The sequence below is a fragment of the Citricoccus sp. SGAir0253 genome (assembly GCF_005877055.1).
Lineage (GTDB): Bacteria > Actinomycetota > Actinomycetes > Actinomycetales > Micrococcaceae > Citricoccus.
Genome location: NZ_CP039426.1, coordinates 58,301 through 79,453, shown reverse-complemented (window position 1 = coordinate 79,453; position 21,153 = coordinate 58,301). Strand labels below are relative to the sequence as shown.

The window sequence follows — 21,153 nt, the reverse complement described above, 5'->3', positions numbered from 1 at the left end:
ACAAGCAGTTTGCTGCCATCCATGCGTGTCAGTGTCAGTTTCAGAACCCGACTGCACTGAATTCAGAAGTGCACTGCACTAACCCTCAGGTGTAACCCCGGCACGGTCCGCAAGGGGATCCCCTTACGACGCAGCGTCGGCGCCCCGGGGGCTGGGTTAGGCGCAGCAGGACAGCTGGGAGGGGTCGGTGGTGAAGGCCTGGCAGGCGAGCTTGATGCCCTCGGCCATGGTCAGGTAGGGCGCCCACATTCCGGCGACGTGCTGGTAGGTCTGTCCGGCGTCGAGGAGGAAGACTCCGGCGGCGGCGAGTTCGCCGGCGTCCTGGGCCAGGGCGGTGAGGCCGAGGATGCGACCGGTGTCGTCGTCGATGACGACCTTGATAAACCCGCGGGTGTCGCGGTTGACCAGGGCCCGGGGCACGTACTGAAGGGGCAGCACCCGACAGTTACAGCGGTAGCCGGCCGCCACGGCCTGGTGCTCGGTGAGCCCGGCCGCGCCGATGGCCGGGCTGGTGAACGTCACCCGGGGCAGGTGGGAGTAGTCCACGGTGCGCCCGGCGCCGGTGAAGGCGTTCTCGACGGCCATCGCCCCGTGCTGAGCGGCGACGTAGACGAACTCGGGGTGGCCGGTGACGTCCCCGGCGGCCCAGATCCGCGGGGTGGACGTGGCCAGGAAGTCATCGACCAGGATCTGCCCACCGGCCCCGGTGGCGACCTGGACCGCGTCCAGGTTCAGGGTCTCGGTGACCGGGCGCCGGCCCAGGGCCACCAGCACCCGCTGGGCGCGGTACCGGGCGGTACCGCCGGCCACGGTCGCGGCGGCGGTGACCTCACCAGTGGCCTCGTCCTGGATGAGGGCGGTGATCTGGGCGCGGCGGATCACCGTGATGCCCTCCTCGGCGAGGACCTCGCCCAGGATCTGGTCGACCTCGGGTTCCTCGGCCGAGGCCAGGCGGGAGCGGACCAGCATGGTCACCGCCGAGCCGAGCCGGGCGAAGAGCTGGGCCAGCTCCAGAGCGACGTACCCGCCGCCGAGCACCAGCAGGGACTCGGGCACCTCGGGGAGGTCCATCGCGGTGGTGGAGGTCAGGTAGTCGACCCGGTCCAGCCCCGGGAGGTCGGGGACCCAGGGTTGGGCGCCGGTGGCGATCAGGTAGTGCTCGGCTTCGATCAGCGCGGTATCCCCGTCGGGGCCGGTGACCTGCAGCACCGGGGCGTCCGGGGTGCCGGCGAAGGAGGCCTCTCCGGGCCGGATGGGCCAGTCGTAGGAGGCAGCGAGGTCGACGTACTTGTCCGACCGCAGGCCCTCCACGAGGGACTGCTTCGCCTGGATCAGTGCCGGCATGTCCACCGGGCCAGCGGTGGTGCTGATGCCGGGGAACCGGCCGGGCGCGTCGGCGGCCCCGTGCCGGGCCGCGGCCGCGGCGATCAGCGCCTTGGACGGCACACAGCCGATGTTCACGCAGGTCCCCCCGACCGTGCTCCGTTCGATCATCACCACCGACTTGCCCAGGTTCCGGGCCCGGATCGCGGCCGAGAACGCCGCCCCACCGGAACCGATCACCGCCAGGTCCACCCGCTCACCTCTCACCGCTACCTCCATCACTTGGCGAAACATCATCCTGAGCACCAGAATGGACCTTCCAGTACAGGGGAAGGTCAAGACAGGCTTGCCAGTCACCCCGGGAAGTGAGGTGGCCATGAGGATCGGGGAACTCGCCGCCGCGGCGGGCACCAGCACCAAGACGCTGCGGTTCTACGAAGACCAGGGCCTGCTCCCGGCCCCAGACCGGACGCCGGCGGGCTACCGCGACTACCGCCCCGACGTGTTGTCCCGACTGGACTTCATCCGCCGGGGACAGGCCGCCGGGCTCACTCTGGCCCAGGTCAAGCAGGTCCTGGACATCCGCGATGACGGGCAGGCGCCCTGCGCGCACGTGCGTGACCTGCTCGATGAGCGCCTAGCGGAGATCGAGTACCAACTGCGCAGCCTGACCGTCCTGCGCGACACCCTCACCGAGCTACGCGAGGCGGCCATCCCCGTCCGGCCGGACACCTGCGGCCCGGACCAGGTCTGCCGCTACGTCTGAGCCGTGCCGCGACCACCGGTGCCGAGCCAGGAGCAGGTGGCGACCAGGCACAGTCCGGCGTGGTAGCTGCCGACGGTCTTGTCCGAGGGCATCGCGATCCGGCACCACTGCTTGAGGCGGTTGAATCACCGCTCCACGACATTGCGGCCGCGACAGCGAGCCTGCTGCCGCTCGCCGAAGTCGATCGGTCGGCCCGGCTTGCTCCGGCGGTGCGCGATCTGGTCGTCGCGTTCAGGGAACGTCTAATTGGACGCTGACGATGTGGTTCGCAACTCCCACATGCGCCATGCCTCATTGAGGAGGAACCAGGCCGTCGCCATTTGTTGGACGACCATGTCTTTCGCGGTGCCGAAAAATGCCACGCGTCCCTCATCACCTCGGCTATGCCCTTGGGGGCGGTGCATGTTCATCAACAGGCGGCCATGAGCGGAGCCACTACCGAGCCTCCATTCCATCTCCGTAGCCAGCTGGAGCAGGGCAGCATCCTCGCCGCTATGGACGACTTTCGCAGCTTCTTTGATGAGGTCAGTGTCTTTCAACTTCAGGTTCGACCTGGACACGCCACGCGCTTTGAGTAGCGTCTCCACGCGCTCAATTCCTTCCTGAGGCCAATCCAAGAAGTCACTGTCCGGAGTCACGATGCCCTCCATCTCAGCCACAGCCGGGTGACCGGCCGTGGCGCCTCGAAAGTAGAGCGCCTGCAGGTATTCCTCCCGAGCAATGCGCAACCCGTAGTTGATGCGCTGCTCGCGTTTACGGGTACATAGCAGCAACGCCGCCTGCGACGATCCGATCAAGGCCCCCCGCAGCACGGTGAAGGTGGCCGCTGGCAGAATCGGTCGGTCGTGTTCCAACTGGTGATCCACCAGCGCTACGCATCCGTCTAAGTGCTCCACGCCGACGGTCAATCCCCACCAGGCGAGCTGGCTGCACGGCATTTCAGGGTGCACCTGATCATCCGCCGATAGAGACGAGCCGGGTGCGACATTGTCAGGAAACTTCACCCGTTCGCGCCAGTGTCCCAATGCCTTCCGGATCTTGGCTAGGCGTTCTTCCCACTCTTCGCTTGATGGTCTGTCGCTCACTTAAGCCAACCTAGCGGGGCGCCCACGTCCGTTTGGCGTAAGGGGATCCCCAACCGGCACAGGCTTCGGCGCGCCTGGCTGTCTCTTCGCGCGTGCGAGTCCTGACATGCGCTTGGGTGGTGCCATGACGGCCCCCGGGAACGCTGCTGCTCAAAAGAATCGGCGCGTGCGTGTCAGGATCGGTGGTTTTCCCAAACAAGATGGATGAAGGGTGGGCAGCGGGTCCGCCTGAATCGAGGGGGCACGTGGCGTTGGACATCCGGGCGTGGGGGCGGCGGCAGTGAGATCGTGTGAGGGTCAAGCCGCCCGAGCGCCATCGTCTGGATCCGACCGGGCCGCCTTTACCCGGTTCTACCGGCAGACGTATTGGCAGGCTTATGCCTTCACGCGTCGTCGTATCGACAGTGACGACGCCGCCCGGGATGTGGTGGCCGAGGCCTTCCGGATCGTGTGGCAGAAGCGGGAAGTGGCCCTGGAGCGCGGCCTGGCGTTCGTCTATGCCACCTGCCGGAACCTGCTGGGCAATGAGTATCAACGCCATGCACGGGAGGCCGCCCTGCTGGACCGGCTGGCCTTGGACTGGGCCCGGTCCGGGCACCACGAGCAGATGGACCTGATCCAGGTGCTGCGCCAACTCCCGGCGGACCATCGGGAGGTGCTGTACCTGACCTATTGGGAAGACCTGCCCGCCGGGGACATCGCCCAGGTTCTGGACTGCAGCGTCCAGGCCGTCTGGAAGCGACTTTCCCGGGCCCGGTCCCTGCTGCGCGACCTCCTCACCCGGGACGACACCATGTCCGCTGAACCCGCGCCAACGTCGACAACCCAAGGACTGTCATGAACCTGGACGACCGCCTCCGGATGCTCAACCCCGCCCCGGCGCCCCTGGCCGAGCGCCCTTTGGATGAGCGGGCCGAGGCAGACCTGGCCGCCCTGCTGGCCGATGACGACACCGTCGGGTCCGATTCCCAGCACGTGGAAGTCCGCCCCGACGGCAAACCCCGCCAGCCCCGCCGACCATCGTCTCTCCGGTCCCGGCCAGGACGGCCCCGTTGGGTGCTTCCGGCGGCCGCTGCGGTGATAGCCGTGGTGATCGGCCTCGGCGGCGGGGTCTTCGCCCACCACCAGGCCTACGAGAAGGCTGTGCTGGTCGCGACCCAGAGCGTGGCCCGTCCCTTGGAGATTGACGCCCCAGGCCGCGGCCGCGAAGCGCCGACGGGATCGGCCGATATCGCCCCGAGGTCGGACGCCCCCGAGACCAAGGCGGACGTGATTTCCCTGGCCCGAAAAGCCGGACAGTCCGCCGCGCAGCCGCGGTCGCCGCGTGATCTGGAGGTGACGCACTGGGAGCTGGGAACGATGTGGGATGCCTCCGAACGGGAGATCACCCCGGACATCACCTTGCCGAAGACCTACCGGCTCAGCGCCGAGCGCGGGGACATCGTCCGCCAAGTCATCACCGCCGGCATGCCGCTTGATGCCGACGGCCGACCCCTGAACCCTGAGACGCGAAACCTCAAGGGGGAGGATCTGAAGCCTGGCGAGACCGTGACTCACGAGTACACCGATGCGGACTTCTCCGGGATGTTCCCCGAGCCGCCGCCAGCCACCGGCGACGCCATGGAGATGTATCTTGCCAACCTGCGGGACAACAACCTGGCCGCCGTCGCCGATGGGGACCGGGGCCTGCTCCAGATCACCGGAATGATGCTCATGCACTGGAGCCTCACCCCGGAAGCCAACGACGCCCTGCTGCAAAACCTCGGTGCCGACCCCGGCATCGACTACCTCGGCCAGACCACAGACCGATACGGCAACCCTGCCTACGCGCTGGGACTTAAGACCGAGGACGACGGCACCTACCGCGCCAGCCTGCTCGTGAACGCCAACACCGGCCAGATCACCGGCTACGAAGAGGCCTACCTCGCCGGCCCTCAGACTGGCGAACCTGACTTCCCGATTCCCTCAGTGCTCCGCTATATCCAACTCCACGATCGCTGAACCTCAGCCACCTGCAAGCGTCCACTGACTCTCTCTTAGTTCGAGTCAGGATTTGTGCTTCGCTGAGGGATCCCCCTCCGGTGCAGGAGGACGGCGGCATGATGGGACGACGACCGGAATGGAGTGACCATGAATGATGCCGCCACGAGCCTGTCGGCTCTCATCACGTCCAAGCGGAGGCTCTGCGCTCCCGAACAGATCGAGGCCACGGTCCATGCCACCGACGGACGCTCCACCCGCATCTTCCACGTGGTCGCCCGTTCTCCCACCGGCGAATACCGCTGTGCCACCGACGACGAGACGGTGAGCTTCAACCCCCGCAGCGGGGAGTTGGTTCTGGAGCCGGTGAACGATCCGCCGCTGCGGACGCACCGACACGAGTTCCCGATGTCACACCCGGTGCTGACCATGTTCAGCCCCCTGGATCTCCCCATCTGGGACGCCTCCGACAACTACGAGGTCGTGGACGCCTGGCGCAACGGGGACAGCGTCCGGCTGGAGTTCGCCGGCCCAGTCCGGCGCGGCCACGCAATCGTGGACCTGGAGAACCACGTCGCTGTGGAGCTGCGGTACCTGGACTGGCTGTACACGGTGCGCGATCTGTCCACCACGCTCCACGGCGATGTTGGACGGGCAGTCTAGAGCTGACCTCACGACGTAGGACGGCGGTCGACTCTCGGGGCCGGATTCATTCCCACTGACCGATCCTTCTGCGGGCTCAGTGCGGCTCCGGGGGAGGGCTAGCGTGTAGTAGCGCTTGACGTCCCCGCGCCCCCAGAGTGACGGTAAGGACACGGCGGCTATGTACGGCCGCGAAAGTTCTGCGGCCCTGGGCGTTCTCGCCCGTCTCCTTGTCGATCGGATGCGCACGATGGACCTGCGACTGCTGGCGAACGTGTTGTGGCGCCGCCGTGCGTGGCGGCGCCGGGACCGGTGGGCCCCGGACCGGATCGCCGCCGAGCAGGCCGCCGCCCTGGACAGGCTGCGCCGGGTGGCCTATGCACGCTCGGGGTTCTACCGCGCGCACCACGCCGGGCTGCTCGGGGCCCCGCTGGCCGAGCTGCCGCCCGTGACCAAGGCCCAGCTGATGGAGCACTTCGACGACGTGGTCACCGTCCCGGGGCTGGGCCGCCACGACCTGGAGGCGCACCTGGCGGAGCTGGTCCGGTCCGGGGCGGACCCGGGCGTGCCGTGGCGGGGCCGCTGGTGGGCCGCGGCCACCGCGGGCACCACCGGCCGGCCCGGCGTCTTCGTGTGGGACCGGGCCGAGTGGGCGACCGTGCTGGCCTCCTACGCGCGGGCCAACGACTGGGCCGGGATCCCGGCCGGGCTCACCCGTCCGCTGCGGGTGGCGGTGGTCAGCTCGAAGGTGCCCACGCACCAGTCGGCCGTCGTGGGGGCCAGCCTGCAGTCCCGCGTGGTGCCCACCCTGCGCCTGGACGCCACCGACGACCTGGCCGAAGCCGTCGCCCGGCTCAACGCCTTCGGGCCCCGGCTGCTGGTGGGCTACCCCTCTGCGCTGCTGCCCCTGGCGGGAGAACAACGGGACGGCCGGCTGTCGATCGCCCCGGCCTCCGTGGTCTCGGCCTCGGAGGTGCTCACCGCCCACGCCGCGGCCCGGCTCCGCGCGGCGTGGGGCAGGGAGCCGTTCGACGTGTACGCGGCCACCGAGACGGCCGGGATCGCCTCCCCCTGCCGGTACCGGACCCGCCACGTCTACGAGGACCTCGTGATCGTGGAGCCGGTCGACGAGGCCGGTGCTCCCGTGCCGCCGGGGACCGTGGGGGCGCGGCTGTGGGTGACCGTGCTGTTCTCCCGGACCGTGCCCCTGATCCGCTACGAGATGAGCGACCGGATCGCGCTGGGACCAGGCGGCTGCCCCTGCGGCCGCTCCTTCGTCCGCCTCGCCTCGGTGGAGGGCCGGCAGGAGGACGTGCTGGAGCTGCCCGGGGCCACCGGCCGCGTCCGGGTCCACCCCAACGTCTTCCACGCGGTGCTCGACGACGCCTCGCGGGACGGGTGGCAGGTCGTCCAGCGCCCCGGGGGCCTGCTGGTGCGGTTGGTGGGCCTAGCCCCGGGCAGGACCGCCGGGCAGGTCCGCACCGCGGTCGGGGCCGCCCTCATCACCGCCGGGGCGCCGGGCGTGCCGGTGCAGGCGGAGGTGGTCGGGCGCCTGCAGCGCACCGCGCTGGGCAAGGCCCCCCTGGTGGTCTCCATCGACCGGGACCGCGCCGGGGGCCCGTGATGGAGCGATCCAGCCCGGGCCCCCAACCACCCCGTCGGGGTCACCGGGAAGGCAACCCCCCGGTGACGACACCACAGGAAGGACGATGATGGCCATGGCCGACCCTGATCCGGACATCACGGCACCTCCGCCTCTCGGGGCCGAGGACGTTAAGGCCCTGGACGCCTGGTGGCGTGCGGCGAACTACCTGTCGGTGGGACAGATCTACCTGATGGATAACCCCCTGCTGCGCGAGCCGCTGCGCCCCGAGCACGTCAAGCCGCGGCTGCTGGGGCACTGGGGGACCACGCCGGGGTTGAACTTCATCTATGCCCACCTCAACCGGGCGATCCGGACCCGGGACCTGGAGATGATGTACGTCATGGGCCCGGGCCACGGCGGCCCCGGCCCGGTGGCCGCGGCCTGGCTGGAGGGCACCTACAGCGAGGTCTACCCGGACGTGTCCCAGGACGAGACTGGCATGGGCCGGCTGTTCCGCCAGTTCTCCTTCCCCGGCGGGATCCCCAGCCACGTCGCCCCGGAGACCCCCGGGTCCATCCACGAGGGCGGGGAACTGGGGTATGTGCTGTCGCATGCCTACGGGGCAGCCTTCGACAATCCGGATCTGATCGTCGCCGCGGTCGTCGGTGACGGCGAGGCCGAGACCGGACCGCTGGCGGCCAGCTGGCACTCCACCAAGTTCCTCGACCCGGTCCGGGACGGCACCGTCCTGCCCATCCTGCACCTGAACGGCTACAAGATCGCCAGCCCCACCGTGCTGGCCCGCATTGACGACGACGAACTCGACGGGCTGCTGCGCGGCTACGGGCACACCCCCCATTACGTCAGCGGTCAGGACCCGGCCCGCATGCACCAGGACTTCGCCCGAGCCCTGGACGCGTGCCTGGACCAGATCCAGGAGATCAAGGCCCGCGCTCAGGACGGGGACACCACCCGGCCGCGCTGGCCGATGATCGTGCTGCGCTCCCCCAAGGGCTGGACGGGCCCGGAGCAGGTGGACGGCCGGCAGGTGGAGGGATCCTGGCGGTCCCACCAGGTGCCCTTCGCCGCCGCCCGGGAGGACCCCGCGCACCGGCGGGTGCTCGAGGACTGGTTGCGCAGCTACCGGCCCGAGGAACTCTTCGACGCCACCGGGGCGCCGGCACCGGCCGTCCGAGACCTGCACCCGGGCGGGGACCGGCGGATGAGCGCGTCCGCCCACGCCAACGGTGGCGTGCTGCTGCGCCCGTTGAGGATGCCCGACTTCCGGGACTATGCGGTGCCGGTGCCCACACCGGGTGCGGGCACCGCCGAGGCCACGCGCGTACTGGGAGGACTGCTGCGAGACGTGGTGGCTGCCAACCCGGAGTCGTTCCGGTTGTTCTCCCCGGACGAGAACAACTCCAACCGCCTCGGCGACGTGCTCCAGGTGACCAGCCGGGCCTGGAACGCGAAGACCCTGGACGGGGACGAGGGCCTGGGCCCGGAGGGTCGACTGATGGAGATCCTGTCCGAGCACACCTGCCAGGGCTGGCTGGAGGGCTACCTCCTCACCGGACGGCACGGGCTGTTCTCCTGCTACGAGGCGTTCGTGCACGTGGTGGACTCGATGTTCAACCAGCACGCCAAATGGCTGCACACCACCAACCGAATTCCCTGGCGCCGCCCGGTCGCCTCACTGAACTACCTGCTCACCTCGCACGTGTGGCGCCAGGACCACAACGGGTTCTCCCATCAGGACCCCGGATTCATCGACCACGTGCTGACCAAGAAACCCGAGGTCGTCCGGGTGTACCTGCCCCCGGACGCCAACACCCTGCTCTCGGTGGCCGACCACTGCCTGCGCAGCCGCCAGTACGTCAACGTGATCGTCGCCGGCAAGCAACCGGCGCTGCAGTACCTGGACATGGACGCCGCCATCGCCCACTGCACCAAGGGCATCGGCATCTGGGACTGGGCCAGCACCGACGCCGGCACCACCCCCGACGTGGTGATGGCCTGCGCCGGGGACATCCCCACCATGGAGACCCTGGCCGCGGTGGAGATCCTGCGCACCCACTTCCCCGACCTGGCCATCCGGGTGGTCAACGTCGTGGACCTGCTACGCCTGCAGGATGCCGCGGAGAGCCCGCACGGGCTGCCCGATCGGGACTTCGACGCCCTGTTCACCACCGACAAGCCGGTGATCTTCGCCTACCACGGCTACCCATGGCTGATCCACCGGCTGACCTACCGGCGCACCAACCACGCCAACCTGCACGTGCGCGGCTACAAGGAGGAAGGCACCACCACCACCCCCTTCGACATGTGCGTGCTCAACCAGATCGACCGGTACAACCTGGCCATCGACGTCATCGACCGGGTGCCCCGACTCAAGGACCGCTCCGCCCACCTGCGCGAACACCTGCGCAACCGGCTCATCACCCACCGCCAGTACATCCGCACCCACGGCGAAGACCTGCCCGAGATCCGCCACTGGCAATGGACCCCGCCCTCCTCCCCGCAGACTGTGCCGGCGACCGGGCCGGCCACCGGACCGGAAGGCCCGGGTTAGGCCATGCCCTCGTCCTCACCCCCCAGCCACGCGGCCAGCCACCCCGGGCCCCACGTGAGCCTCCCGCCCCGTGGCCGGGGCCCCGGGGTGAGGCCGGGCGCGGAGAAGGCACCAGGCCGGTCGTGGTGCGGTGGGGCCCGGGAAGCCCCCACGGACGGGTGGCAGCTGGTCTACGACCACTTCGACCCGGCCCAGGAGGGCACCCGGGAGGCCCTGTGCACGCTGGGCAACGGCTACTGGGCCACCCGCGGGGCCTTGCCCGGTACCACCGCCGACGGGATCCACTACCCCGGCACCTACCTGGCCGGGATCTACAACCGGCTCACCGGAGAACGCGAGGGCCGGCAGGTCGAGACCGAGCATCTGGTCAATGCCCCGGACTGGACTTGGCTGACGCTCCAGCCCGTGGGCGGGCCGGTCCTGGTGCCCGGCACCGCGCAAATGCTCGAACACCACCAGGTCCTGGACCTGCGCCGCGGGGTGCTCACCCGCACCAATCGCTACCGCGATGCCACCGGGCGCACCACGCGCGTGAGCTGCCGGCAACTGCAGTTACTGGCCGAACCGCACCTGGCCGCCCTGGAGGTCACGGTCGTGGCCGAGGACTGGTCCGGGGAACTGGTGATCGAGTCCGCGGTGCACGGCACGGTGGCCAACCGCAACGTCGCCGCCGATCGCTCCCTGCCCGGCGAGCACCTGGTCCCGGTGGCCGCCGCCGAGCTGGATGCGCAGAGCGTCCTCTACGAGGCCGTCACCAGCCAGTCCCAGGTCCACCTGGCCACCGCTGCCCGCACCCGGGTCCACCCCGACCCCCGGGTGCGGCACCGCCGGCCGAGTCACCACGACGGCGGCCCTGGGCACCGGATCACCGTCCTGCTCGAACCGGGACAGCCGGTGGTGATCGAGAAGGTCGCCGCCGTGGCCACCTCCCGGGACCGTGCCGTGTCCACCGCGGCCCTCGAGGCCACCCAGCGGATCCACGCCGCCCCGGACTTCCCCGCCCTGCTGGCCGGCCACGAGCAAGCATGGGATGAACTGTGGGCACGGTTCGGCATCACCCTGGGCGCCGGGCCCAGCCAGCGCCAGGCCCTGAACCTGCACCTGTTCCACGTGCTCCAGACCGTCGCCGGCGCCACTCCGGACCTGGATGCCGGGGTGCCGGCCCGGGGACTGCACGGCGAGGGGTACCGTGGCCACGTCTTCTGGGACGAACTGTTCGTCTACCCGATCCTGACCCTGCACCGCCCCGAACTGACCCGCGCCTACCTGCTCTACCGGCACCGGCGCCTGCCCGCCGCCCGCCGGGCCGCCCGGGACGCCGGGCTGGCCGGGGCGATGTTCCCCTGGCAGTCCGGCAGCGACGGGCGGGAGGAGACCCCCGACCACCTGTTCAACCTGCGCAGCGGGCAGTGGATGCCCGACAACTCCCACCGGCAACGCCATGTCGGGCTGGCCATCGCCTACAGCGTCTGGCAGTACTACCAGGCCACCGGCGACCTGGGCTTCCTCGCCGACCACGGTGCCGAACTGATCATCGAGGTGGCCCGCTTCTTCAGCGCCCTGGCCCAGTACGACCCGGCCGAGGACCGCTTCGACATCACCGGGGTGATGGGCCCGGACGAGTACCACGACGGCTACCCCGACGCCCCCGGGCAGGGACTGCGCAACAACGCCTACACCAACGTGCTCACCGCCTGGGTACTGGCCCGGGCCCTGGACACCGTCCAGCTGCTGGCCGGCCATGACTGCGACCCGCTGTGGCGCCAGCTGGACCTGGACCGGGCCGAACTCACCCGCTGGGACCACCAGAGCCGACGACTGCGCGTCCCCTTCCACGCCGACGGGATCATCAGCCAGTTCGAGGGCTACGAGGCCCTGCAGGAGTTCGACTGGGAAAGCTACCACCAGCGCTACGGCAACATCGGACGCCTGGACCTGATCCTGCAGGCCGAAGGCGACAGCACCAACCGCTACAGACTCTCCAAACAAGCCGACGTGCTGATGCTGTTCTACCTGTTCTCCGCCGAGGAGCTGCGCGAAGTCTTCACCCACCTGGGTTACGAACTGCCCGCCGAAATCATCCCGCGCACCGTCCACTACTACCTGGCCCGCACCAGCCACGGCTCCACCCTGAGCCGCCTGGTCCACGCCTGGGTCCTGGCCCGCACCAACCGCTCGGCGTCCTGGTCCCTGTTCGAACAGGCCCTGGAGGCAGACCTGGCCGACACCCAGGGCGGCACCACCCGCGAGGGCGTCCACCTCGGGGCCATGGCCGGCACCGCCGACATGGTGATCCGCTGCTACGCCGGCGTCGAGACCCGCCACGAGGCGCTCTGGCTACACCCGGCCCTGCCCGCGGAACTGGCGGCGGCCTCCTTCCAGCTGCGCTACCGCGGCCAACCCCTCACCATCGAGCTCACCGGAGACCACCTGCGCATCCGGCTGCACCGCTGCTCGGCAGCACCCGTACGCATCCACGCCGAAGGCCAGTACAGGACGCTCGCCCCCGGCCAGAGATGGGACCTGGAGCTCGCCCGCCCCGACCCGGGCGGACCGGCCACCGGGACAGTGCCCAGTCGGCCCTAGGCCTAGAACTGACAGAGGTGATTGACACTCGGGTCGCCCGGTTCTCGGAAAATCACCAAGATTCGACGGGACCTCGAACGACAACGCCAGGCCGGGCACCGGCTGGTCGTGATCCACCATGCCCAGGAACCAGCAGCAACGTCTCGGCCACATGCCGCTACTGCGGCATCAGCAGGAACTGCTACCACGAGTGGCTGCGCGGCTGTGACGAGGAAGGACGGAACGGGCTCCAGGACCGCTCCGGGTAGGTGCTCCGTAACTGTTGGTGCACGGGCTCGACACCCGGAGTCACAAGGTCTCCGGCCGGATCGAAGGCGCTGAGGTGGGCCGCTTCCATCAGGCCAGGGCCTGCGCCGGTGATTACCGCGAAACCGGGGAGAGGTGAGCTCAGGGTCTGTGCTAGCGGGGAATTGTCCGAGCCTGGGCGTCCCGACCCGCAAACGGTCGCTGCTTTGCCGAGCCGGCCCGAGAGCCCAGGAAATCGACACGGGGCCCGGCGGTCATCAGTTGCCTCCGGGGCGGATCTTCGACCGGGTCACCACATACCCCTCTAATGGGTAGTGGCGAGCCTGAGGCTGGCTGCCAGACTTGGTTCCCTCGGACCGGGCGTGACTCCCTGCATACTCGACCTGCTCGGGCAGTGTCCTGTAGACGACATGTCCACCCGGCCCGTGGGGCCGGTCTGGTCCGCACCGGTGGCCTGATAGAAGGTTGTCCGTCCCGCAGTCATTTGCAGGATGTGACTCGTTAGAGATGTGCCTCGGCGTGATCCCCTCCCTGGCTGGCCATTCGGCGTCCTGGCCTGGGAAGGAACCCATCATGAGCACCGTCCGCGATGAGTACACGAACGTCGTCGGGGTGGATACCCACGCCCGCACCAACACCTACGCCGTCCTGGCGGCCGCGACTGGGCTCGTCATGGATACGGCCACGTTCCCCACGAGCCCGCCGGGATTGACCCGCGCCATTGCCTGGATCGACCGACGCAGCGAGCCGGGACGGACTCTGGTGGCTATCGAGGGCACCAATTCCTACGGCTCCACGCTGACCCGGGCGCTGCGCACCACCGCACTGGAGGTCTGCGAGGTACGTCCACCGCGCCGGACCTCGCGTGCCGGCCGGGGGAAGTCCGATGACATCGACGCGGTGGCGGCCGACCGCACGGTGCTCGCCGAGGAGGTCTCGGCCCTGTTGGAACCCCGAGCGGAAGGTCACCGTGACGCCCTGAGGGTCCTGCTCAACGCCCGTGATGCGATGGAACACCAGGGCACGGCCAACCGGCTCATGCTCACCGCGCTATTGCGCACCCTCGATCTGGGCGTCGATGCCCGCAAGGCCCTCACCGATTCCCAGATCACGCAGATCAGTCGGTGGAGGGTCCGCTCCGGCGATGATCTGCCTGCCCGAATCGCTCGTGGTGAGGCCAAGAGGCTGGCCAGCGCCATCCACGACTTCCAGGCCCTCCTGACACAGAACAGGGAACAGCTCGCGGAGGTCGTGGACACGATGGCCCCGGGCCTCATGGACCTGCCAGGGCTCGGACCGGTGACCGCCGCGCAGGTGATCGTGTCCTACTCACACCATGGGCGCATCCGCTCGGAGGCTGCCTTCGCCGCGCTGGCCGGGGTGAATCCGATCCCGGCTTCCTCCGGCAACAACGTCCGGCACCGGCTCAACCGACACGGCGATCGGCAACTGAACCGGGCGCTGCACACGATCGCCAGGACGCGGATGATGTTCGACCCGCAGACCCAGGATTACGTTCAGCGGCGCACCGCCGAGGGCAAGACTCGCAGGGAAGTCCGCCGCTGCCTCAAACGATTCATCGCCCGTCAACTGTTCAGGAAGCTGCAGACCCTCTTGACCTGAACAATAGAAGGGTCGTCTAGACGTCCACCCTCCGGCAAGAAGGCGAAGGTAGCTCCGGCTTCCGAATTCCTCGCCTGACGGGAAGGTCAGTGTCCAGGGCCGGTGTGGTCATCGGTATGGTCCACGGTGGGCGCGGGACCAGGGTCGACCTCTGCTCCGGAGCCACTGATGGCCGGCCCAATGACGAACGCGGACAGGGAGAACATCACGGCGAAGACCAACAGTCCAAGGGCCGGCGCCACCCAGCTGCCGAACCGTCGGTAGAGCCGGACCAGCATCGGGATGGAGGCCAAGAGTCCCAGCGCACCGAACAATGCGGTGCCACCCGACCCAGCGACCAGCGCGGTCCCAGCGAGCAACCCAATGTGGTGCAGGACGTGCGGCAGGAGCCCCATGATCAGACCGACCGCCCCGGCCAGCGCATGCCACAACGCTTGGAGTCTGCCCCGGAGGCCGTGTCCTGAAGAGCCCAGCCGGTCACCGGGAGCCTGACTATGGTGGGAAGAGTGGTCAGCCGTCACGGACTCTGCTTCCGGGTAGTTTGCGTGTGGGAGAACTGACGAGACGGCTCATTCCCTCGTGCCGCGCCGTGTTTGGACGACCAAGACCGCGCAGGGAGAACGATGAACCCACGGTGTGGACACCGATTCGAGCAACAACCCGGTGAATCCGCCCAGGCCGCCCGAGCCAACAAGGAGCAGGTCAGTCTCCGCTCCCGCCCGAGGAACACGGCGGCCGCGCCGTCCTGGGCAAGTTCGCTGGTTACGGCTACCTGAACACATCGTTCCCGCTCATGGACACCGCCCTGGCGGCTCTCCCACCGCCGCTGCCCCTAGTGTTTCCCCGCCTGTGTTTCTTCGCAAGGGCCAGAACTTCCCTGCCCGGACCAACATCCAGGGCTTGCGGTGGGAACGGAGCTCGCCCCAACTCGTTGGAACGCCAAGTCCTGGCGCCAGGGTGGTGGCTTACCGCACCCGTGGACAGGAGCGGAGGGCCCCCATCGGATGGGCCCTCCGCCCTCGGCCGGGGAGTCCAGGTCAGGAGGCGGGCAGGTCCTGGAGCATCGTGCCCATCTCCTCGATCTCTGCCTTCTGGGCGTCGACGACCTGCTGGGCCAGCTGCTTGGCCTGCGGGTTCTGGCCGGCGTCGAGCTGCTCCTGGGCCATCTCGACGGCGCCCTCGTGGTGGGCTGTCATCTGCTCCAGGTAGAGGCGGGCGGCCTCGGTGCCCTTGGCCTTATCCAGGGCCATCATGTCCTCCTCGGACATCATCCCGCTCATGCCCTGTCCGGAACCGTCGTCCATGCTGCCCATGTCCTCCATGCCCACGGCTTCTTCGCCCCAGGCGGCGAGCATCGCGTCCATGCGCTCGATCTCCGGACCCTGGGCGTCGATGACCTCCTGCGCGAAGTCCGCCACGTCGGCCGGGATGTCCTCCTTGGCCAGCAGCATCTCGCTCATCTGAACGGCCTGCTGGTGGTGGGGGATCATCATCTGGGCGAACATGATGTCCTTGTCGTTGTGCTCGGCGGAGATCTCCTCAGTGGTGCCGATGGCGGTGTCCGTGGCGGTGGGTGAGGCCTCCGCCGTCGTGGCGGCCGGGGTCGAGGTGGTGGCGGCCGGCGCGGGCGGGGTCTCGGTGCCGCCGTCACCGCCGCCCTCGGTGTTGCCACAGGCGGTCAGGGCCAGTGCTGCGGCCAGGGCCAGGGCGCTCAGGGTGGTGGTGTGCTTCATGCAGTTGCCTTTCCTTGGGGTGTCGGTTTTCGGTTCAGTGGGTGGCCACCGGCGCGGCGCGTCTCGCCGGGCGCCGGTCCTCGGGGGTGGTGGGCGCCAGATGGGCCGGATCCAGGTCGGTCCGGCGCAGTAGCTGGGCGTTGAGGGCGACCACGATGGTGGAGGCGGACATGAGGATCGCCCCGACCGCCGGGGAGAGCACGAACCCGATGGGGGCGAGCACCCCGGCGGCCAGCGGGACGGAGAGGATGTTGTAACCGGCGGCCCAGACCAGGTTCTGGATCATCTTGCGGTAGCTGGCGTGGGAGAGCTCGATCATGGACAGGACGGCCCGCGGGTCATTGCCGGCCAGCACCACGCCGGCGGACTCCATGGCCACGTCGGTGCCGGCGCCGATGGCGATGCCGACCTCGGCGCGGGCCAGGGCGGGCGCGTCGTTGACGCCGTCGCCGACCATGGCCACGCTCAGCCCGCGGGACTGCAGGTCATTGACCTTGGTGTCCTTGTCCTGCGGGAGCACCTCGGCGAAGACCTCGTCGATGCCCAGGTCCGCGCCCACGGCCTCGGCGACCTGGCGGGCGTCCCCGGTGATCATCGCGACCTTCACCCCGCGGGCGTGCAGGGCGGCCACGGCGGCCCGGGACTCCGGGCGGACCTTGTCCTCCACGGCCACCGCGCCGATGACGGAGCCGTCCCGGACCACGTGCAGCACCCCGGCCCCGCGGTCGACCCAGGCCCGGGTGGTCCCGATGATCTGCTCCGGGGTGTCCAGGGCGAGCTCGCGCAGCATGTTCGGCCCGCCAACGAGGACCTCGGCCCCGTCCACGGTGGCGCGCACCCCCCGGCCCATGGCGGCGCTGAAGTCCGTCCCGTGCTTGGGCATCCGGGCGGCCTCCGGGTGCTCGGCGGCGGCGGTGACGATGGCTCGGGCCACGGGGTGCTCGCTGTCGGCCTCGGCCGCAGCCGCGTAGGCCAGCAGCTCGGCCTCGGAGACGTCGGGCATGGTCGTGACCGCGGTGACGGCGTGGGCGCCCTCGGTCAGGGTGCCGGTCTTGTCGAAGAGCACGACGTCGATGGTGCGCATCCGCTCCAGGGCCAACCGGTCCTTGATCAGCACCCCGGCCTTCGCCGCGCGCTCGGTGGACAGGGCGATGACCAGCGGGATCGCCAGGCCCAGCGCGTGGGGGCAGGCGATGACCAGCACGGTCACCGTCCGGGTCACCGCATCGTCCGGGCTGCCCAGCCACGTCCAGGCGATCGCGGTGAGGATGCCGGCGACCAGGGCGAACCAGAACAGCAGGGCCGCGGCCCGGTCCGCCAGCGCCTGGGCCCGGGAGGAGGACTCCTGGGCGTCGGCCACCATCCGCTGGATGCCGGCCAGGGTCGTGTCGGCGCCGATGGCGGCCACTTCCACCCGCACGGTGTTGTCGGTGGCGACCGTGCCGGCCACCACCGTGTCCCCGGCCTGGCGCAGCACCGGCTGGGACTCCCCGGTGATCATCGCCTCGTCGAACTCCGCGGTCCCGGCCAGGATGGTCCCGTCGGCCGGGACCCGCGCCCCGGCCCGCACCAGCACCACATCGCCCACGGCCAACTCGGCGATCGGCACGGTGACGGTATCCCCGTCCACGACCTTCTCGGCCTCGTCCGGCAGCAGCGCGGCCAAGGCGTCCAAAGCCGAGGACGCCGCCCCCAGGGCGCGCATCTCCAGCCAGTGCCCCAGCAGCATGATGGTCACCAGCAGGGCCAGTTCCCACCAGAAGTCCAGGTTGAACCCGCCCAGACCTAAGGTGGTGACCCAGGACGCGACGAAGGCCACGGTGATGGCCAGGGCGATCAGCAGCATCATCCCCGGCTGGCGGGAGCGCAGCTCGGTCAAGCCGCCCTTCAGGAACGGGGCCCCGCCGTAGACGAAGATCACCGTGCCCAGCACCGGGGCGATCCACGCCGACCCGGGGAACTCGGGCAGGTGGTAGCCCAACAGGTGGGCGGCCATCGGGCTGAAGACCACCACCGGGACTGACAGCACCAGCGAGGCCCAGAAGCGGTGCTTGAACATGGCCGTGCTGTGCCCGGCGTGCTGGCCATGGCTGTGGACCTGGTGGTCCTCATCCACGGCCGAATGCACGTGGCCCGTCGGCATGGCCTGGCCATGGGTATCGGCGTCCGGATGAGCGGGCTCGGCGGAATGGCCGACCGGATGATCGTGGTGGTGCGAGGCGTTCATGGCATTCCTTCTCCTTGGCGGCACGGCGCCGACGTCGATGGGACTGGTCAGGACGGCAGGACGCGGTACCCGGCCGCCTCGATGGCCGCCTGCACGGCAGCCGCCGGGGCCGGACCGGTGACGGCCACCATGGAGGCGCCGCCGGCGACGAGGTCAACCCGGACGTCCTCGACTCCGTCCACGCCGCTCACCGCATCGGCGACCGTGCCCACGCAGTGCCCGCAGGTCATGCCCTCGACCTGATACGTCGTGGCGCCCTGGGGCGACCGGGCCATACCAGTGGTCTCCTGCCCGAGAGGAGCCGCGGCCTCGCCGGCCGGGGAGCAGCACGAGCAACCACTGGTGGCCATCGGCAGGGGGGCGCGGGTGGGTTCGATCATGGCGGTCTCCTTGAGCTGAAACAGGCGATGCAGGACAACATCTCCACCCCCGGTATATACCCCCCCGGGGTACCTTGCAAGTATTCGGGCGCAGGCGTTCGCTACCGATGAACCGGCATCGCCCCCTCGGCGCGCTGCCCGATCCGGGACTCCACGCGCCGCCCCCGGCGGCGGGGTGCTCCACGGGGCGTTGCGCGAGGGCCTTGACGAACCACAGGGGCCAGCCCGGTGACGGGCAGCTGGGGCACTCCATGCCTGCAGTCTCGCCCCCTTCGGGCCCACGGCCGCCATCCCCGGCCGCGTGGGAGGGAAGCTTCATCGAATCTTCAAAGCACACCGCGAGGAGTCCGTGGCCGGGGGGCCGATAATGGCAGGTGGCCCTGAGGCGTTCGCCGGGGCGGAAAGGATCCATGATCTCGTTGAACCGCAGAGCCGTGCTGACTGGCGCACTGACGCTCCTGGGCGCTGGCGCCCTGAGCTCCTGCGCCTCCCCGAGCTCCACCACCGCCTCCCCGGCGGCCGGCACTGGCTCCCCCAGCGCCGGGACGGCCATTACCCATGTCCACGCCATCACCCGGGACTCCCGGTCAGGACACGTGCTGCTGGCCACCCACCAGGGACTGTTCCGCCTCCAGGATCAGCAGCTGACCCAGGTCGGCCCGGTCGTGGACCTCATGGGCTTCTCCCAGACCCCCGAGGGCCGCTACCTCGCCTCCGGGCACCCAGCGCCCGGCACGGACCTGCCCGAACCGCTCGGCCTGGCCGAGTCCACCGACGGCGGGCAGAACTGGACGGTCCTGTCCCGAGGAGGATCATCGGACTTCCACGCGCTGGCCGCCGGCCCCCACGGCATCCTGGGCTTCGACGGCCAACTGCGCTTCAGCGCGGACGGCCGCACCTGGCAGGACCGGGCGATCCCCGCCGCCCCGGCAGCCCTGGCGATCTCCCCGCAGACCGGGACCGTGCTGGCCACCACGGAAGCCGGAATGCTGCGCTCCACCGACCACGGCGCCACCTGGACCACCCTGGAGACCCCTCACCTAGTGCAACTGGTCGCCTGGGCCGACGACACCACTGTCGTGGGCGCCAGCACCAACGGGTACCTGCTGACCAGCCCCGACGCGGGGGACACGTGGACGTCCAGCGAACAGCCCGTCGGCACGGTGTCCGCACTGGGAGCAGGGCCCGCCGACGGCAGCCAGGTTGAAGCGCTGATGGTCATCGGCTCGGGCGTGCTCCGTACCACCGACGGCGGGAAGACCACTGAACCGCTCCTATGAGGCGCAGGCAACCCTCTCGCCAGCCATGCCGTGGCGCGCTCTGAACCGCACGACTCAGTGGATGGTCAGATCCACCTAACGGCTGTACTCCAATAGGAGGAACCCCCACCGAACACCCCCGTCTTTGGCCTGGGTACGCTCAAGCACGCCTCGGGCATGATCCCGTAGGACCCGTCCGGTGGCCCGTCCCGCGACGGTGCGCCATACGGAACACCCTTGGGCAGGCTTCCCGGCGTCAAAGTCCGCGGGCGACTCCTGACTTCCGTGCCGCCGACTTTTGATCGGCAGCGACCGTCCCAGTTCATTGGAACTGGAACGCTCCCCAAGGCAGGGACCTAGGACGACGACACGCCATGGAATTTCGTTCCAGAACTAAACCCGAAACGTCATCCCACCAGACTCGTACAGAGCCGACTTTCGATACGTTGTGCCCTTGGGGCGGTAAGCGCGGGTGTCGAGTACAAAACAAGATTTGGATCGGCAGATCGATGCTCTGCGCAAGGAAGGGATCGTGGCCGGTCGGATCTACATCGACAAGAATCCTGGGCCAATACCCACCACCCCGGATTGCACGCCGCCCTAGACCAGGCCCGGGAGGGGGTGTCATCGTCGTGCACACCCTGAGCCGGCTGGGGCGCACCGTGAGGGATACCCTGAACCTCATCCATGACCGGGACGAGCGCGGGCTCGGCGTATGGCACCTCGCGTGCTCTTCGGATAAATGGGAGGCCTCCGTAGTGGAGGCCTCCCATGGGGTATTAGAGGAAAAGCGTCTGGATCAGCCTAAAGAGAGCTACCAAGAACTCCATGTAGACGGTCGCGAGGCGAAGGGCCTCGATGAACGAGCCTTCAGGCGGAGGGAAAAAGGACTCCGGACTTTTCATATGACAATCCTTTCAATACCATCTTGCGCAGGTTTATCCCGCGCAACGATGGACTGAAATATCGGATTGTTTTCATATGTCCGGTTCTGCTCCTATGTCAGGATCCGCGCAGAGCCTCTGCGCGGATCTCAAAGTACCTCCGGAGTGGGGCGGCTGGGAAGAGAGGGCGTGCCGGGTCTATCCATGCTCCCTGAATGCTCAGCGGACAGGTCTGTGGTTATGTGCCCGATGCCCGAGACAA

At 69.2% G+C, this 21,153-nt stretch carries 15 protein-coding genes and 1 pseudogene; 10 read left to right on the top strand and 6 right to left on the bottom strand.

What is annotated here, in order from left to right:
• Nucleotides 1–156: 156 nt before the first annotated feature.
• Nucleotides 157–1,602 carry a mercury(II) reductase gene (gene merA, locus E7744_RS15570; RefSeq protein ID WP_115930599.1) on the bottom strand — a complete coding sequence of 482 codons (1,446 nt, stop codon included), beginning with the start codon at nucleotides 1,600–1,602 and terminating at the stop codon, nucleotides 157–159.
• Between the two features lie 97 nt (nucleotides 1,603–1,699).
• On the opposite strand from merA, the gene E7744_RS15565 reads away from it, so the two are divergent.
• Nucleotides 1,700–2,089, top strand: a complete 390-nt coding sequence (locus E7744_RS15565) for a heavy metal-responsive transcriptional regulator (RefSeq protein ID WP_115930598.1) — start codon at nucleotides 1,700–1,702, stop codon at nucleotides 2,087–2,089.
• A 242-nt stretch (nucleotides 2,090–2,331) separates the two neighbouring features.
• Here the strand turns inward: E7744_RS15565 and E7744_RS15560 are convergent, their stop codons facing one another.
• Nucleotides 2,332–3,174: a hypothetical protein gene (locus tag E7744_RS15560; RefSeq protein WP_137775255.1), complete on the bottom strand. Its 843-nt coding sequence runs from the start codon at nucleotides 3,172–3,174 to the stop codon at nucleotides 2,332–2,334.
• Nucleotides 3,175–3,439: 265 nt separating this feature from the next.
• Between E7744_RS15560 and E7744_RS15555 the strand changes: the two genes are divergently transcribed.
• The 7 genes from E7744_RS15555 (at nucleotide 3,440) to E7744_RS15525 (ending at nucleotide 14,408) form a co-directional block, all read left to right on the top strand.
• On the top strand, nucleotides 3,440–4,015 hold the full coding sequence (locus E7744_RS15555) for a sigma-70 family RNA polymerase sigma factor (protein WP_168199884.1): 576 nt from the start codon (nucleotides 3,440–3,442) through the stop codon (nucleotides 4,013–4,015).
• Complete coding sequence (locus E7744_RS15550) at nucleotides 4,012–5,175, top strand: hypothetical protein (protein WP_137775253.1); 1,164 nt, start codon at nucleotides 4,012–4,014, stop codon at nucleotides 5,173–5,175. The genes E7744_RS15555 and E7744_RS15550 overlap by 4 nt, the downstream gene beginning before the upstream one ends.
• Before the next feature lie 129 nt (nucleotides 5,176–5,304).
• The gene (locus tag E7744_RS15545; RefSeq protein WP_137775252.1) at nucleotides 5,305–5,817 is read left to right on the top strand and encodes a hypothetical protein; all 513 of its coding nucleotides are present in this window, start codon (nucleotides 5,305–5,307) and stop codon (nucleotides 5,815–5,817) included.
• A 229-nt stretch (nucleotides 5,818–6,046) separates the two neighbouring features.
• Nucleotides 6,047–7,420, top strand: coding sequence for a phenylacetate--CoA ligase family protein (locus E7744_RS15540; RefSeq protein ID WP_137775251.1), 1,374 nt, complete (start codon nucleotides 6,047–6,049; stop codon nucleotides 7,418–7,420).
• Nucleotides 7,421–7,514: 94 nt separating this feature from the next.
• Entirely contained in the window at nucleotides 7,515–9,953 is a 2,439-nt protein-coding gene (locus E7744_RS15535) for a phosphoketolase (RefSeq protein WP_137775250.1), read from the top strand.
• Nucleotides 9,954–10,007: 54 nt separating this feature from the next.
• Complete coding sequence (locus tag E7744_RS15530) at nucleotides 10,008–12,539, top strand: glycoside hydrolase family 65 protein (protein ID WP_246858715.1); 2,532 nt, start codon at nucleotides 10,008–10,010, stop codon at nucleotides 12,537–12,539.
• A gap of 819 nt (nucleotides 12,540–13,358) precedes the next feature.
• Nucleotides 13,359–14,408: an IS110 family transposase gene (locus tag E7744_RS15525; protein ID WP_137775248.1), complete on the top strand. Its 1,050-nt coding sequence runs from the start codon at nucleotides 13,359–13,361 to the stop codon at nucleotides 14,406–14,408.
• Nucleotides 14,409–14,977: 569 nt separating this feature from the next.
• On the opposite strand, the gene E7744_RS15515 is transcribed toward E7744_RS15525, so the two are convergent.
• From E7744_RS15515 to E7744_RS15500, 4 genes are all read right to left on the bottom strand, one after another.
• Nucleotides 14,978–15,190 (bottom strand): universal stress protein, encoded by a 213-nt coding sequence (locus E7744_RS15515; RefSeq protein WP_137775246.1) that lies wholly within the window; start codon nucleotides 15,188–15,190, stop codon nucleotides 14,978–14,980.
• A gap of 255 nt (nucleotides 15,191–15,445) precedes the next feature.
• Nucleotides 15,446–16,141, bottom strand: a complete 696-nt coding sequence (locus E7744_RS15510) for a DUF305 domain-containing protein (protein ID WP_137775245.1) — start codon at nucleotides 16,139–16,141, stop codon at nucleotides 15,446–15,448.
• Between the two features lie 34 nt (nucleotides 16,142–16,175).
• Nucleotides 16,176–18,368: a copper-translocating P-type ATPase gene (locus E7744_RS15505; protein ID WP_137775244.1), complete on the bottom strand. Its 2,193-nt coding sequence runs from the start codon at nucleotides 18,366–18,368 to the stop codon at nucleotides 16,176–16,178.
• A 47-nt stretch (nucleotides 18,369–18,415) separates the two neighbouring features.
• Complete coding sequence (locus E7744_RS15500) at nucleotides 18,416–18,748, bottom strand: heavy-metal-associated domain-containing protein (RefSeq protein WP_137775243.1); 333 nt, start codon at nucleotides 18,746–18,748, stop codon at nucleotides 18,416–18,418.
• Between the two features lie 410 nt (nucleotides 18,749–19,158).
• On the opposite strand from E7744_RS15500, the gene E7744_RS15495 reads away from it, so the two are divergent.
• Nucleotides 19,159–20,028, top strand: a complete 870-nt coding sequence (locus E7744_RS15495; RefSeq protein ID WP_137775242.1) for a F510_1955 family glycosylhydrolase — start codon at nucleotides 19,159–19,161, stop codon at nucleotides 20,026–20,028.
• Between the two features lie 451 nt (nucleotides 20,029–20,479).
• A pseudogene (locus tag E7744_RS16350) lies at nucleotides 20,480–20,735 on the top strand (recombinase family protein); the annotation flags it as partial.
• Between the last annotated feature and the right edge of the window lie 418 nt (nucleotides 20,736–21,153).